General features: G+C 30.1%; 14 protein-coding genes. 5 read left to right on the top strand and 9 right to left on the bottom strand.

The features are described 5' to 3' along the window. Window positions 1–151 precede the first annotated feature (151 nt). The 3 genes from infB to rimP are packed head-to-tail and all read right to left on the bottom strand — an operon-like array spanning window position 152 to window position 4,835. A complete protein-coding gene (gene infB, locus Q8S45_RS08740; protein WP_305603805.1) occupies window positions 152–3,055 on the bottom strand; it encodes a translation initiation factor IF-2 in 2,904 nt (967 codons plus the stop codon). A gap of 43 nt (window positions 3,056–3,098) precedes the next feature. Beyond that, window positions 3,099–4,358 (bottom strand): transcription termination factor NusA, encoded by a 1,260-nt coding sequence (gene nusA, locus Q8S45_RS08735; protein WP_305603803.1) that lies wholly within the window; start codon window positions 4,356–4,358, stop codon window positions 3,099–3,101. A gap of 12 nt (window positions 4,359–4,370) precedes the next feature. Beyond that, complete coding sequence (gene rimP, locus Q8S45_RS08730) at window positions 4,371–4,835, bottom strand: ribosome assembly cofactor RimP (protein WP_305603801.1); 465 nt, start codon at window positions 4,833–4,835, stop codon at window positions 4,371–4,373. A 168-nt stretch (window positions 4,836–5,003) separates the two neighbouring features. Between rimP and Q8S45_RS08725 the strand changes: the two genes are divergently transcribed. Then, entirely contained in the window at window positions 5,004–5,834 is an 831-nt protein-coding gene (locus tag Q8S45_RS08725; RefSeq protein WP_305603798.1) for a universal stress protein, read from the top strand. Between the two features lie 152 nt (window positions 5,835–5,986). On the opposite strand, the gene Q8S45_RS08720 is transcribed toward Q8S45_RS08725, so the two are convergent. From Q8S45_RS08720 to nadE, 3 genes are all read right to left on the bottom strand, one after another. Continuing rightward, window positions 5,987–6,598, bottom strand: coding sequence for a thioredoxin family protein (locus Q8S45_RS08720; protein ID WP_305603795.1), 612 nt, complete (start codon window positions 6,596–6,598; stop codon window positions 5,987–5,989). A 2-nt stretch (window positions 6,599–6,600) separates the two neighbouring features. Then, on the bottom strand, window positions 6,601–7,128 hold the full coding sequence (locus Q8S45_RS08715; protein ID WP_305603792.1) for a TlpA disulfide reductase family protein: 528 nt from the start codon (window positions 7,126–7,128) through the stop codon (window positions 6,601–6,603). 76 nt (window positions 7,129–7,204) lie between these two features. Beyond that, window positions 7,205–7,996, bottom strand: a complete 792-nt coding sequence (nadE, locus tag Q8S45_RS08710; RefSeq protein WP_305603789.1) for an NAD(+) synthase — start codon at window positions 7,994–7,996, stop codon at window positions 7,205–7,207. 60 nt (window positions 7,997–8,056) lie between these two features. Here nadE and gldB point away from each other — a divergent pair, with 60 nt between their 5' ends. Both gldB and gldC read left to right on the top strand, forming a co-directional pair. Further along, on the top strand, window positions 8,057–9,013 hold the full coding sequence (gene gldB / locus Q8S45_RS08705; protein WP_305603787.1) for a gliding motility lipoprotein GldB: 957 nt from the start codon (window positions 8,057–8,059) through the stop codon (window positions 9,011–9,013). Then, window positions 9,013–9,348, top strand: a complete 336-nt coding sequence (gldC, locus tag Q8S45_RS08700) for a gliding motility protein GldC (protein ID WP_305603785.1) — start codon at window positions 9,013–9,015, stop codon at window positions 9,346–9,348. Before gldB ends, gldC begins: the two co-directional genes overlap by 1 nt. A gap of 89 nt (window positions 9,349–9,437) precedes the next feature. Here gldC and folK read toward each other — a convergent pair whose 3' ends face one another. Beyond that, entirely contained in the window at window positions 9,438–10,565 is a 1,128-nt protein-coding gene (gene folK / locus Q8S45_RS08695; protein WP_305603782.1) for a 2-amino-4-hydroxy-6-hydroxymethyldihydropteridine diphosphokinase, read from the bottom strand. Between the two features lie 104 nt (window positions 10,566–10,669). Between folK and sppA the strand changes: the two genes are divergently transcribed. Next, on the top strand, window positions 10,670–12,424 hold the full coding sequence (sppA, locus tag Q8S45_RS08690) for a signal peptide peptidase SppA (protein ID WP_305603779.1): 1,755 nt from the start codon (window positions 10,670–10,672) through the stop codon (window positions 12,422–12,424). Window positions 12,425–12,558: 134 nt separating this feature from the next. On the opposite strand, the gene Q8S45_RS08685 is transcribed toward sppA, so the two are convergent. Both Q8S45_RS08685 and Q8S45_RS08680 read right to left on the bottom strand, forming a co-directional pair. Next, window positions 12,559–13,263: an SIMPL domain-containing protein gene (locus tag Q8S45_RS08685; protein WP_305603776.1), complete on the bottom strand. Its 705-nt coding sequence runs from the start codon at window positions 13,261–13,263 to the stop codon at window positions 12,559–12,561. 122 nt (window positions 13,264–13,385) lie between these two features. After that, window positions 13,386–14,264 (bottom strand): AraC family transcriptional regulator, encoded by an 879-nt coding sequence (locus Q8S45_RS08680; RefSeq protein WP_305603773.1) that lies wholly within the window; start codon window positions 14,262–14,264, stop codon window positions 13,386–13,388. Window positions 14,265–14,469: 205 nt separating this feature from the next. Between Q8S45_RS08680 and Q8S45_RS08675 the strand changes: the two genes are divergently transcribed. Beyond that, window positions 14,470–15,069: a hypothetical protein gene (locus Q8S45_RS08675; RefSeq protein WP_305603771.1), complete on the top strand. Its 600-nt coding sequence runs from the start codon at window positions 14,470–14,472 to the stop codon at window positions 15,067–15,069. Window positions 15,070–15,280: the final 211 nt, after the last annotated feature.

Genomic DNA, 15,280 nt, shown 5'->3' with positions numbered 1-15,280 from the left:
AATGTTTCTCTAATACTAATTTTACACATTCAAGTTTAAATGTGTAATCATATTTCACTTTTCTTTCCATAAAAATACCCCCAAATAGTGTCTAACTTTTTGGGGGCAGTCTAATTACCGCCTTTTTTAATACTTATTTTAAAATAAATTGTTAATTTCTTTTCAATTTCTTTTTAACTTCAACTTCTTTGTAAGCTTCAATAACATCTCCAACTTCAATTTCATTGTAGTTTTTAATTTGAAGTCCACAATCATATCCTTTAGAAACTTCTTTTGCATCATCTTTAAATCGTTTTAATGAAGATAAATCACCTGAATGTATTACAACACTATCTCTAATTATTCTGATTTTAGAAACTCTAAATATTTTACCACTTACAACCATACAACCTGCAATGGTTCCAATTTTCGATATTTTATAAACCTCCCTAATTTCAACATTACCTGTAACTTCTTCTTTTAATTCAGGAGATAACATTCCTTCCATGGCATCTCTTAAATCGTCGATAGCATCATAAATAATTGAGTAAGTTCTTACATCAATTTCTTCATTGTCTGCTAATGTTCGAGCATTTCCTGAAGGTCTAACATTAAACCCAACAATAATTGCATCAGATGCAGAAGCTAATAATACATCAGATTCTGTAATGGCTCCAACGCCTTTATGAATAATATTTACTTGAATTTCACTTGTAGATAATTTTTGGAATGAATCTGTCAAAGCTTCAACGGATCCATCAACATCTCCTTTTAATATGATGTTAAGTTCTTTAAAGTCTCCTAAAGCAATACGTCTTCCAATTTCATCTAATGTTATATGACGTTGTGTTCTAACAGACTGTTCACGCTGTAATTGAGAACGTTTTGATGCAATTTGTTTAGCTTCTCTTTCGTCTTCAAAAATATAAAATTTATCTCCAGCTTGTGGAGCACCATCTAAACCTAATATAGAAACCGGCGAAGACGGTCCAGCCGATTTCATGGTATTTCCACGTTCATCGAACATTGCTTTTACTTTACCACTATTTTTCCCAGCTAACATATAGTCACCAATATTTAAGGTTCCTTCTTGAACCAAAATGGTTGTAACATATCCCCGACCTTTATCTAATTGAGCTTCAATTACAGTTCCAACGGCATGTTTATTTGGGTTTGCTTTTAAGTCTAATAATTCGGCTTCAAGCAATACTTTTTCTAATAATTCTTCAACACCTTGTCCAGTTTTAGCTGAAATTTCTTGAGATTGAATTTTTCCTCCCCAATCTTCAACTAATAAATTTAATTGTGAAAGCTGTTCTTTAATTTTTTCAGGATTAGCATTAGGTTTATCTACCTTATTAATAGCGAAAACAATTGGTACCATAGCTGCTTGAGCGTGGCTAATTGCTTCTTTTGTTTGTGGCATCACATCATCATCAGCTGCAATTACAATAATAACTAAGTCTGTTACTTGTGCACCTCTTGCACGCATTGCAGTAAAAGCCTCGTGACCAGGAGTATCTAAAAACGCTATTTTTTGTCCGCCTTTTAGTTGAACTCCATAAGCACCAATATGCTGTGTAATTCCTCCAGATTCACCAGCAATAACGTTTTCTTCACGAATGTAATCCAACAATGAAGTTTTACCGTGATCTACGTGTCCCATCACTGTAATAATTGGAGCTCTAAATTCTAATTCATCTGGTTTATCAATATGTTCTTCTATAGACTCTTCAACTTCCGCACCCACAAAATCTAATGTAAAGTCAAATTCTTCGGCAACAATTGTTAAGGTTTCAGCATCTAATCGTTGGTTCATTGTAACCATCATTCCAAGAGCCATACAAGTAGATATTACTTTGGTTACTGGAATATCCATCATAGTTGCAATTTCATTTACAGTTACAAATTCAGTAACTTTTAATACTTTGCTTTGTGCTTCTTGATTTTCAAGATCTTTTTCTGATTGTTGACGGTGAATATCTCTTTTATCTCTACGATATTTAGCACCTTTTCCTTTTTTAGATTTGCCTTGAAGTTTTTCTAAGGTTTCTCTTACTTGTTTTTGAACATCAGCTTCTGTAGGCTCTTCTTTTACAAGTTTTGCTCTACCTCTAGGACCTGAGGATGTTGCCGCATTTCGGTTTGCATATTTATTGTTGCCTGGTACACTTCCTCCTGGTGTTCTAGGTGTTCTAGGTGCTCCCGTTCCTGTACCGGCTCCAATAACAGTTCCCGTACCGGTTGTTGGAGCTTTTTTAATTCTACGACGCTTCTTTTTGTTAGCATCTGCAGCTGATTCTTTTTTGACTATTACTTCTGGTTTTTTCTTTTTTGGTCTATCAAATTGTTTTAAGTCAATTTTTTCGCCAATAAATTTAGGACCATCTAATTTTTTATACTGAGTTTCAATCGTTTGAGGTTCAATAGATTCTTCTTCAGCCTCTTTAACTTCAATTTTAGGAGTTTTAACTTCTTTTGAAAATGGTTTTTTAAATTCAGGTCTATTTTGAATAGGTTTTTCACCTTTTTGCACAGGAGGTTTTACTTCTTCTCCCAGTTTTTTATCCTCTTCAACAGGTTTTTCGACAATAGGATCTGGTTTTGAGACTTCAATTTCTGGTTTTTTCACCTCAACTATTGGTTCTTCAATTTTAACAACTTCAACAGGTTTAACTTCTACCACTTCTTCTGTTACCATTAAAGGTTCAGGTTTTACCGGCTCAACATTAATTTTACCCACAGTTTTAATTTCGAGTTTATCAGCTTTGGCTTTAACAACAATTCTTTTAGATTCTTCTTCAAGTCGTAGTTTTTCAAGTTTTTCTTCTTGAGCAATTCTTAAAGCTTCCTTTTCTTTGCGTTTTTCTTCGCTAACTTCTTTGGAAGCTTCCTTTTTATTTCTGTCAGTTTGAAAACCATCCAATAATATTTCATATTCTTCATTAGAAATTTTAGTGGTAGGTCTTGCCTCTATTTCAAAACCACTAGCAGCTAAATGCTCAACAGCTCTATCTAAAGAAATGTTTAATTCTCGCAATACCTTGTTTAGTCTCAATGTTTCGTTGTCAGACATATATGTTTTTTTTAGCCTAATTTAATTTTAATTTAAAGAATTATTAGTCTTCAAATTCGTCTCTAAGTATCTTTTGAACTTCAAGTATAGTTTCTTCTTCCAAATCTGTTCTGGTAACAAGTTCGCTAACGTCTTTTTCAAGAACGCTTCGAGCTGTATCTAATCCAATTTTTTTGAATTCTTGAATTACCCAAGCTTCAATTTCATCAGAAAATTCAGTTAATTCAACGTCGTCTTCTAATTCAATTCCTTCTCTTTGAACATCTAGTTCATATCCTGTTAGTTGAGATGCTAACCTTATGTTAACACCATTTTTTCCAATTGCTTTAGAAACTTCTTCAGGTAATAAGAAAACGTCAACTCTTCCTTTTTTACCATCTTCTCGTCCTTCTTCTTCATGAATCTTCATTGAAACCACTTTTGCAGGGCTTAATGCTCTTGCAATGTAAAGTTGTGTGTTTTTGGTAAAATTGATAACATCAATGTTTTCATTTCCTAATTCGCGTACAATTCCGTGAATACGAGATCCTTTCATTCCAACACAAGCACCAACTGGATCAATTCTATCGTCGTAAGAATCTACGGCAACTTTAGCTTTTTCTCCAGGAATACGTGCAACACCTTCAATGGTAATTAAACCATCAAAAACTTCAGGTATTTCTTGTTCAAATAATTTGACTAAAAATTCTGGAGCTGTTCTAGACATAATAATTACTGGTTTATTACCACGTAATTCAACACTTTTTATAATTCCCCTAACATTATCTCCTTTTCTAAAATAGTCTGATCTTATTTGCTCACTTTTAGGTAAAATAATTTCGTTTCCATCATCATCTAACAAAATAATGGCGTTGTGGCGAATATGATGAACTTCGGCACTATAAATATCTCCTTCAAGGTCTTTAAATTGTTTAAAGGTATTGGTGCTATCGTGTTCATGTATTTTAGAAATTAAGTTTTGTCTAAGTGCTAAAATTGCACGACGCCCTAAATCTATTAATTTTACTTCTTCTGAAACATCTTCACCAATCTCAAAATCTGGTTCAATTTTTCTTGCTTTAGACAATTCAATTTCTTCGTTTGAATCTTCAACTTCACCATCGGCAACCACAATTCGGTTTCTCCAAATTTCTAAATCGCCTTTGTCTGGGTTTATAATAATATCAAAATTATCATCAGACCCAAATTTTCTTTTTAAAGCTGCTCTAAAAACTTCTTCAAGAATGGACATTAAGGTAACTCTATCTATGTTTTTATCTCCCTTAAATTCTGAAAATGACTCTATTAATGCTATATTTTCCATGCATTCAATTAATTAAAAAATTATTTTCACTTTTGCTTCTACTATAGTTTCAAATGGTACAGTTGTTGTTTTTATAACTGTTATTTTTCCTTTACCAATTGGTTTTGGTTCTCTTATTTTTGCCTCAATATCTATACCAGTTTCTGTAACCGATTTTAAAATGCCCTCAAAAACTTTATTGTTTAAAAGTTTTAAAGTTACTGTTCGATTTATATTTTTTTTATATTGACGCCTTACCTTTAAAGGTTTAGCAACATCTGGAGAGGCAACTTCTAAAGAAAAATCTTCAACCTCTCTATCTAAATTATGCTCTACCGCTCTGCTTATTCTAATGCACTCGTTTAATGGCACACCGTAATCTCCATCAACTTCAACATATATTTTATTGTCAGCCAAGTAGCTTAATTCAATTAAATAAAGCTCTGGGTTTTCTGCGATTGCAGTATTTACTAATTCTGATATCTTACCTTTATCCATAAAAATATTATAAAAAGAGGGGACTTATCGTCCCCTCCTATCTTCGTATAAAATTTTAATTCTGTGCAAATATAACAACTATTTTTGAAATGATAAAAAATCATTCTCTTTTTTAATTTAAAATTACTAACTTTACATAAAGCTCATTAATAAATCAATGTTATTTATATGAAAAGTATTTTAGTCCCAGTTGATTTTTCTGTTCAGGCAAGGTATGCTGCCAAGGTTGCTTCTGAAATCGCAAAAATCACCAATGCGAAAATTTATTTGTTGCATATGCTCGAATTACCAACGGGTGTTATTGATCCAGCTAGTTATGGTTCTTCAAATAATACTCCAACTGCATTATTGTTTTTAAAACGAGCTCATGAGAAATTTGAAGATTTTAAACGATTGCCATTTTTGAAAGGATTAGATGTTGAAGATTCTGTACAATTTCATAAAGCGTATGATGGTATTATAGATGAAAGTAAAAAGCAAAAAGCTGATTTAATTGTAATGGGATCTCAAGGCACGTCAGGACTTGAAGAAATGTTGATTGGATCTAATACTGAAAAAGTTGTCCGTAATTCAAATGTGCCTGTTTTAGTTGTTAAAACGGATATGGAGCATTTTAAAATTGAGAATATTGTATTTGCTTCTAATTTTAAATTTAAAAATAGAATTTCATTTCAAAGTATATTAGATTTTGCAGCTTTATTTGATGCAAAATTACATTTGCTTAAAATTAATACCATTCATAGTTTTGAAACAACTAAGGATTCAAGTGATGCTATAAGAAACTTTATTAATGGATTTGATTTAGGTGAATATTCTTTGAATATATATAATGATGTTTCTGTTGAATCGGGTATTTTGAATTTTTCAAAAGCAATTGATGCGGATTTGGTGGTATTAAATACTCATGGAAGAAGAGGTTTGGCTCATTTATTTAATGGAAGTATTGGAGAGGATTTAGCAAATCATGCGAAATTGCCTGTAGTTACATTTAAGTTATAATAGAAAAAGAACTGTATAAAAAGTTAAATTTTGTGTCATATTAAGCCCGTCGAAATAAATTAACAATAGTTAATCAGTATCAACTTCGACAGGCTCAGTTTGACAAAGTGAATATTACTTACCTTTTTTCGAAAGTATCTTCTTAAATCTATTTAATATTTAATAGAACATCCAATTGCCTTTGTAATGGTAGTTTTAGGCGATTTTCCTTTTAATAGATCATTAATAGCGTCTTCAACATATTTAATATTGGCAGCACTAGCGTCAGAATAGTTATTATCAATAGCTCCAATATAAGAAACTATTAATTTAGAATTTTCTTTATTCAACACAAACACATGTGGTGTTCTTGTTGCTCCATATTGTGGATGAATTTTCTGACCTTCATCTAATAAATATGGAAAAGTAAATCCTTTTTCTTTAGCTCTAGTTTGCATAGAAATAAAATTATCTCTCTTAGAAATTTCTGGATTATTAGGGTTAATCGCAATAACAGGGTATCCTTTTAATTTATATTTTTTGTCTAAGGCAATAATTCTATCTTCATAAGCAATAGAATATGGGCAACTGTTGCATGTAAAAATAATAATAAACCCTTTTGCAGATTCGTAATTTGCCAATGAAATCATTTTGGAATCAGTATTTTTTAAGGAAAAGTCGGTCGCAATATCACCAATTTTGTAGCCATTATTTTCTGGGTTTAGGCCAAATCCTACTAAGGAAACAATGCTTATAAAAAGAAATGATTTAATAGGTGTTTTCATAATTAAGGTGTTTTTAAGAAATTAGATAATGTTGAATCTAATGATTTATATGTAAATGATTGTTCGTAAAACTGACGCATATTTTTATTATATATTAAAGTAGCAGGAATGGCTCCGGACCAATTTTTATCAACCTTAGGTATCCAAGTATTCGAATCAGCATCTACCATTAAAACAACATGAGATTTAATTTTATGTTGCATTACAAAAGGAATTAATCTAGATTCTAACTGGTTTGGAAAGTCTAAACTCACTAAAATAACCACTACATTTTTGTTATCATAATTTTTTTGAAGTTGTTCAAATGCAGGCAATTCTTCTACACAAGGTTTACACCAAGTGGCCCAAAAATTTATAACATAAGTTTTGTTATCATTTTTATTTAATAAAAGTTCTAATCCATCATAATTAATAGATTCGATTTTAATTTCAATTATTTTTTCAACTGTTGACGTTTCTTCTGATTTCCCTTCTGTTTTACAACAAGTAAAAATGATTGAAACTATCAATATTACTGTGATTTTTTTCATAATTAAAACTAAACATATTAATTATTTTTTTTGATTAAATACTCTTAATAAAGATAACATTTTCGAAATGAACCTGTTAATATTTCAACTCCGTTGGAATTTTACAAACTGGAATTGGATCCATTTTATGTTTGTTGGCTTTGTTACGATGTGAATAAATTTCGAATACTTCTTTTTCTCTACCTTCAAAGTCACTAGTAGTTTTTCCTAGTTCAACTTTTTTCATCGCCCATTCTAATTCATCATAACTAGCGCCAATTTGATCTTCATCGGTTTTATCATCTCCCCATAACCCATCTGTTGGAGGCGCTTTTATAATATCTGAATTTATACCTAAATAATTAGCGATCTCATATACTTCAGATTTCATTAAATCAGCAATAGGACTTATATCAACTCCACCATCGCCATATTTAGTGAAAAAACCAACCCCAAAATCTTCAACTTTATTTCCTGTTCCCACCACTAAATAACCGTGAAGTGCTGCGAAATAATACAAGGAAGTCATTCTAAGTCTGGCCCTTGTATTAGCAAGTGACATTAATCTATCCTCTTCATTTTCAACAGGAGGAAAAGAAGCTATTAAGTTATCAAAAACAGTTGTTAAATTTACCTGTTTCATAGAAATATCATTAAAATTTCTCTTTAACCAACTTATATGATTGTAGGCCCTTTCAACTTGACTTTCACCTTGATAAATTGGCATTTCTATGCAAAGTAACGGAAAGCCAGTTTTAGCACATAACGCAGAGGTAACGGCAGAATCAATTCCACCAGAAATCCCAATCACAAAACCGTTAACTTTAGCATTAGTAGCATAATTTTTTAACCATTCAACAATATGATCAACAACTTTTGACTCATTCATAATTAAACTTTTTTAGTAATTTTAGCGTTTTAAAAAGTAAAGGGTAAATATAAAAATTATATGAAGAAATATTTTATAATTATTGGGTTAATGTTTTTATTGTCTTGTAACAAATCGAAGATTGCTGCTGTTGACGCTTCAAAAGTTGATGTAAAATTACAGGTAGAACGATTTGAACAAAAATTTTACAATGCAACTCCAGAGACGTTGCCACTATTAAAAAACGAATATCCATATTTATTTCCAATTTTTAATCATGATAGCGTGTGGATTAATAGAATTAATGATAAACAAGAACGAATTTATTTTAAATTATCACAAGATGTTTTTGGTGATTTTATAACTGAAAAAAATGAAATTACTCAATTATTTAAGCATGTTAAACATTATCATCCAAACTTTAAAGAGCCTAAAATAATTACTCTTATTACTAAATTAGATTACCAAAATAAAGTGATGTATGTAGATAGTTTATTGTTTGTTTCATTAGATATGTATTTAGGCAAAAACAATGATATTTATAATGAATTTCCAGAATATATTGCCTATAATTTTGAAAAATCCCAATTGGCAGTTGATATTGCAATTGCTATTAGCGAAATTTATGGGTTTACAGGTTCTCACCGGCAATTTTTAGATATTATTATTAGTGAAGGTAAAAAAATGTATTTGGTAGATATTTATGTGCCTGCTATTTCTGATGCTCAAAAAATGGGGTATACTAGTGAAAAAATGGAATGGGCAACATTAAATGAAGAACAAGTTTGGAAATATTTTGTCGAAAAAAATTTATTATATAGTACAGACCCAAAATTGTATTCTCGTTTTATTTCCGACGCTCCTTTTTCAAAATTTTATATAGACATAGATGCTGATTCACCAGGTAGGATAGGAACATGGTTGGGTTGGCAAATAGTAAGGTCATATATGAGTAAAAATGATGTAACTTTGCAGCAATTAATGGAGATAAACGCTGATGAACTTTTTAAGAAATCCAAATACAAACCCAAAAAATAATGGCAATAGTACATACTTCAAAAATTGAATTTAATGTGGGGCTTGACGAGAATAAAATTCCTGAATCAATTAATTGGTCTGCCCAAGATGGAGCCATTTCTAATGAAGAAACAAAAGCTCTTATGATTTCTGTATGGGATCCAAAAACTAAAGACACATTAAGAATGGACTTATGGACCAAAGATATGCCTGTGGATGAGATGAAACAATTTTATCATCAAACATTGGTTTCTATGGCAAATGCTTTTGAAACTGCCACAAACGATCATAAAATGAGTGCTACTATGCGTGATTTTTGTGATTTTTTTGCTGAAAAATTAGAACTGAAAAAATAGGCGAAAAAGCTGTATATGGTGTAATTTTCATATTTTTATTCAAATCACCAATAACTTTTGTCTATTACTTAAACTCAAATGTTAAATACTTAATTTACATTCTTTATTTGCTCAATAATTTCTTTATAATCTTCTGGATTATTCACAAAATCTTTATTGGAAACATCTATTATTAAGGATTGTAAATTTTCTTCAGTTTTAATAAAAGTAGCATAACCTTTATGAATTTTATCTAAATATTCTGCAGTAATATTTTGTTCAAAAGAACGACCTCTATTTTTAATATTTTCAAGCAAACGAGGTGTTTCTTGGTATAAATAAATGTATAAATCGGGTTTTGAAATTTCATTATACATAATGTCAAACATTTTTCGATATAAAAAATATTCGTCGTTTTGCAGCGTAACTTGAGCAAAAATCAGGGATTTAAATATATAATAATCAGAAACTATAAAATTTTTAAATAAGTCAAATTGAGCTAAATCATCCGATAATTGTTGGTACCTATCTGCTAAAAAACTCATCTCAAGTGGAAAAGCAAAACGTTCATTATCTTCATAAAATTTTGGAAGAAACGGATTGTCAGCAAATCGTTCTAAAACAATTTTAGCATTGTAATCTTCAGCAATCATAGTGGCAAGCGTTGTTTTACCTGCGCCAATATTTCCTTCAATGGCAATGTAATTATATTTTTCAGACAAAGAAATTGGCCTTTTTAATTTAAGATAAGTGTTTTCAATTTCAGTATCATCAATACAATTCTCCAAACAAATTTGAATTCTGCATTTTTCTATTGGATGAATAATATTTCCAGCAATTTCAGCCAATGGAACCATCACAAATTTTCGATTGAGCATTTCTTTATGTGGAACAATCAATTCTTCAGAAATTATAATATCATTATCAAAAAGCAAAATATCGATATCAATAACTCTAGCTTTATAGCCTTGTTCTTCTAATTTAAACCGCCCTAAAGTGCGCTCAATCACACTAATTTGATGCAATAAATTTTCTGGATTTAACCCTGTAGCAATTTGTACACAGATATTGTAAAAATCATCGCTTTTGAACCCCCAAGAAGCAGTTTTGTAAACCGATGAGATTTTAACTACAGAACCAATCCGTTCTCCAATGAGATCAACGGCTTGCTGTAAATTTTCAAACTTTTGTCCTAGGTTACTTCCTAATGATAAATATGTAGTTCTTGTTATATGCATAAAGTGATTACAAAGAAAAGGAAAGTATTATTTAAAAACTTATCTTTGCGCTTCAATTTATAAACATTTCTATTTTTAAATAATTTTAATTTAGTAGACGGTCAATGAGATTTTTAGGAAATTTAATAGCATCCATTTTAGGAACTTTTATAGCATTAGGTATATTTTTTTTATTTTTTGTAGTAGTAATTGCAGCAATGAGCGAAACAGAAGATATAAGTATTAAAACAAATTCAGTTTTAGAAATTAATTTGGAAAAATTAGTGAAAGATTATGCACCAAAAAGCAGTGATCCGGTTGATATGTTTTTTGGATTTGGTGAAAATAAAATGGGATTGAATGAAATTATTAACGCAATTGAAAATGCAAAATATGACGATAACATTCAAGGAATTAGTATTGTTTCAAATGGGGTAAATGCCGGAATTGCACAAACACAGGCTATTAGAAAAAAGCTAGAAGAATTTAAGGAAACAGGAAAATTTATAAAAGCATATGCGGATGTATATGACCAAAAAACATATTATTTAAGTTCAATTGCAGACTCTGTTTTTGTAAACCCTTTGGGAAGTGTAGATTTTAAAGGGTTATCTTCAGAAGTGTTGTTTTTTAAAGATTTAGAAGATAAAACTGGTATTTCTATGGAAGTAATTAGACATGGCAAATACAAAGGTGCTGTTGAGCCATTTTTATATAATGAAATGAGTGATGAAAATAGAACTCAAATTTCAGAATTCTTAAATTCTCTTTGGGATGAAATGATTTCAGAGATTTCAGTGAGCAGAAAAATTTCAAAAGAAATGTTGAATGCCATAGCTGATAATTTATTAGCTAGAAATGCGATTTTAGCTATCGAAAATAAAATAGTAGATCAGGCAATTTATTTAGATGAATATAATAATAAATTAAAAATGGCTACCGGAATTTCAATAGATAAGGATTTGAATAAAGTTAAAATTGAAGACTATATAGCTGTTGGAAAAGGAAGAATTACATCAGTAGCAACCAATCAAATAGCCGTTATTTATGCACAGGGAGAAATAATTTATGGTAAAGGAGATGAAGATAATATAGGACAAGAATTAATAATTGAAGCGTTGCAAAAAGCTCGTAACACCACAAGTGTAAAAGGTATTGTATTACGAATAGATTCTCCAGGTGGAAGTGCTTTGGCATCAGAATTAATTTGGAGAGAAATAGAGTTAACTAAAAGAGAAATGCCAATTGTAGTTTCAATGGGTAATATGGCTGCTAGTGGCGGTTATTACTTGGCGTGTAATGCGGATAGAATTTTTGCAGAATCAACAACAATTACAGGTTCAATAGGTGTTTTTGGAATAATACCAAATGTTACTAAATTAGCTGAAAAAATTGGCGTAAATGCAGAACAAGTTAGTACTAATAAAAGCGCGAAGTATAGTGCTTTTGAACCAATGTCTAGCGAGTTTAGAGCAGTTACAACCGAAGGAGTTGAACAAGTTTATTCAACATTTTTAAAGCGTGTTGCAAGTGGCAGAAATATGACTGAGAAAGAGGTTGATAGTGTTGCTCAAGGAAGAGTTTGGTCTGGAAAGGATGCCATAAAAAAGGGCTTGGTTGATGAAATTGGAACTATTGAAAATGCTGTTTCACATGCTGCTGAATTAGCTGGAATTACCGAATATAAAATTAGGAATTATCCAAATTATAATATTGAATTAGAAGATAGACTTAAAGGTTTCCCTTTTGCCCAATCTAAAGAAAAATTGTTAAAAGAAGAATTAGGAGAAGCCAATTATAAAATATACCAAAATCTAAAAAGCGTTTCAACCCTTGAAGGAATCCAGGCAAGAATGCCATTTGTTTTAGAGATTAAATAGAATTAACGGGTTATTGATGGGTTTTTGATGCACCAGATGGTTCTATTTTAAACCAATGGAAAAGAAAAAAACACTCGTGAGAGTGTTTTAGTTTTAAATTAATTATTTATCGGATAAACTGATATATACAAAATTTATTCTAATTTAAATTTAACAAAAACCTCACTTTCAACTTTAATTTTTTCAAATTCAATGTCAATTGGGTTGAATTTCATTTCATCCATACTGTTCATTCCTTTTAATTGAATTCCCATCATTCTGCCTTGATATTGGTTGGAATTGTCTCCTAAATCGGAAATGTATATAGCATTTCCAACTTTTTGATTTAGTGATTTTACCATTGACATAGCATTTAATTTTGCCTTGTCTATTGCTTTCGATTTTAATTCAAGTTGCAAATTTTTAATTTTAGAGTATTCCGTTTTTTCAAGCTGTACATTTGAAATTTCGCTATTTTCTAATTCCATTATTACTTTTCCAGCGGTTAAGGCGTCGTATACTATTAGTGTATATGCTTTACTTTTTAAAACATCTTGTTGTTTAAGGAAATACTTTTTAAAATTACTAGACAAATCTGATAGTGAAAGCTGAGTATCCAAATTTATTCCTAATGCTTTGAGTTTTTTTGCCATTTTATTTTCAAGTTCTTCTACTGAAACTTTTCCTTTCGTATCCTTTTCAGTTATTAAAATTGTTAAAAAAATCCGGTCAGGAGTTACTAGAGTGTCAACCCTTGCACTAGTCTCAATGTATGGTTGATCAATAAAGTTTTTTGTTTGAGAATATCCAAAATTGGCGATGGCGAATATTGTTAGCGCTGTAATAATTGTTTTTTTCATAAGATTGTGTTTATTTATTATAGTTATTCAACTATTGCAATTTTTATACCAACACTGTTGTTTAGTCTTGAACATAATATGGAAATACACAAAACCAGAGGTAGATTACCTTATTCTATTGGTTATTTTTGCACTATGAGTTGCTTCATCTCATTTCTATATTTTAAAGGACTTTTTCCAGTAAATTTCTTAAATAACTTGTTGAAATGCGAAAAATTATTAAATCCGCTTTCAAAACAAATATCTGTAATGCTGGTAGGATTTTCGGCCAGTAATTTTGTGGCGTGCACTATCCTAAATTCATTTACAAATTGGGTAAATGTTTTTCCGGTTGCTTTTTTAAAGTACCTGCAAAATGCAGGAACTGTCATGCTAACTTTTTCGGCAATTTCATCTAATGGAATAGTTTCTTTAAAGTTTTTGCTCACATGTCCAAATATTATATCAATCTTCCTGTTGTCCTGTGGCTCTACTTCAAATGCAAATCCGTCAACATTTAATATGGTATAATTTTTTGATTCTGCCAAATCTTTTAAAATCTCCAAAAAGCGAATGATTTGTTCAATTCGGTCGTAATTTAACAAAGTTTCTATTTTTGGGCCAACCACAAGTTTTGTTTCAATGCCAAACACTAGTCCTTTTTTAGCTTTTTCAAATAGTTTTTTTACAGATGACATTTCTGGTATATTAAAAAAATCCTCTCCTAAAAAATCTTCTTTAAATTGAACAATTGTTTCTGACCCATTTGTGGTAAACCTGTCGGCAAAACCACTATGAGGCAATCCTGCCCCTATTAATAATAATTGACTATTATTGAAATAGGACAAATGACTTCCAATATGTCTTTTTCCTTTGGCTTTGTTCACATACACTAATTCAAGTTCAGGATGAAAATGCCAAAACGGTAAATTGTTTTCAACAACCTCATTATGTTTCTTAACGTGCAGAGAACTGCCAAACTCGGGACTTATTTTTTCAAATGCGGGCTTTTTATTTTTCATTTTAGCTTTCTTTTAAACAAATTTAGAAATAATACCATTAGTAAATATATAGTTATTTCACCTATTTATGTTCTAAATTAACCTCATATTAATTTATAAAAAGATAATGTGTTAAAATAGCATATAAATTGGAAAAATTAGAGGTAGTTTACCTTGAGGAATGTGTATACTTTTGTTTTGTACTAATTAAAAAATATATATAATTATGAAAAATTTAATCAAAAGAAGTTTACTAATTGCAACCATTTTTACTTTACCAATTAGTTATGCAATGAGCAATGAGCCTAACCCGAACACTAATATTATTATTGTTAATGGGAAATTAATTGACCTGACTTTAGATTATTCTGATGGAGATTTAGAGGTTAATGTTCAAGATAGCTTTGGATTTGTTTTGTATAAAGAAAAATACACCGGAGTAGCACTAAGCAGAAAATTTGATTTGACATTATTGCCAAATGGGAATTATTTTTTTGAAATAAATGGACAAACAAAAATTAAAATTATTCCTTTTACCGTGTCTTCAAAAAATGTTAATTTTGAAAAAGAAAAGGAAACGGTTTTCTTTAAACCAATTGTTAGATTTAAAGATGATGTTGTTTATATTTCTAAGTTAGCTTTAAAAAAAGAAACAATGAATATAAAAGTTTATGACATAAACGCTAATTTGTTATATTCCGAGGAGTTAAAAGACAACACAAATTTAGGGCGTAAACTAAATTTTTCCAAACTAGAATTAGGGAATTATAGGGTGGTTTTAAAAAGTGATGGAAGAGTATTTGAGGAAATAATAAAAAAAATATAAACAAAATTATTTTGAAGATAATGAGCTAATTTAGAAATTAATTAAAAAAGCATATTTAAGAAAGAGGTTATATAAGTAATAAGAATAAAATAATGTCGTATTTTATTGCGTATATATAATAATTTTCGTATATTTATCTCATTATGAGATATATAACACTTAAAAATGAAGAGATTGAGGTATTGGAATACCTTCATCGGAATAGCCCTAA

Origin of the sequence: Lutibacter sp. (assembly GCF_030692605.1) — a bacterium.
In the GTDB taxonomy this organism is placed as follows: Bacteria; Bacteroidota; Bacteroidia; order Flavobacteriales; family Flavobacteriaceae; genus Lutibacter.
Note: the sequence above shows the minus strand (reverse complement) of the source record. Positions and strands in the feature narration are given on the sequence as shown.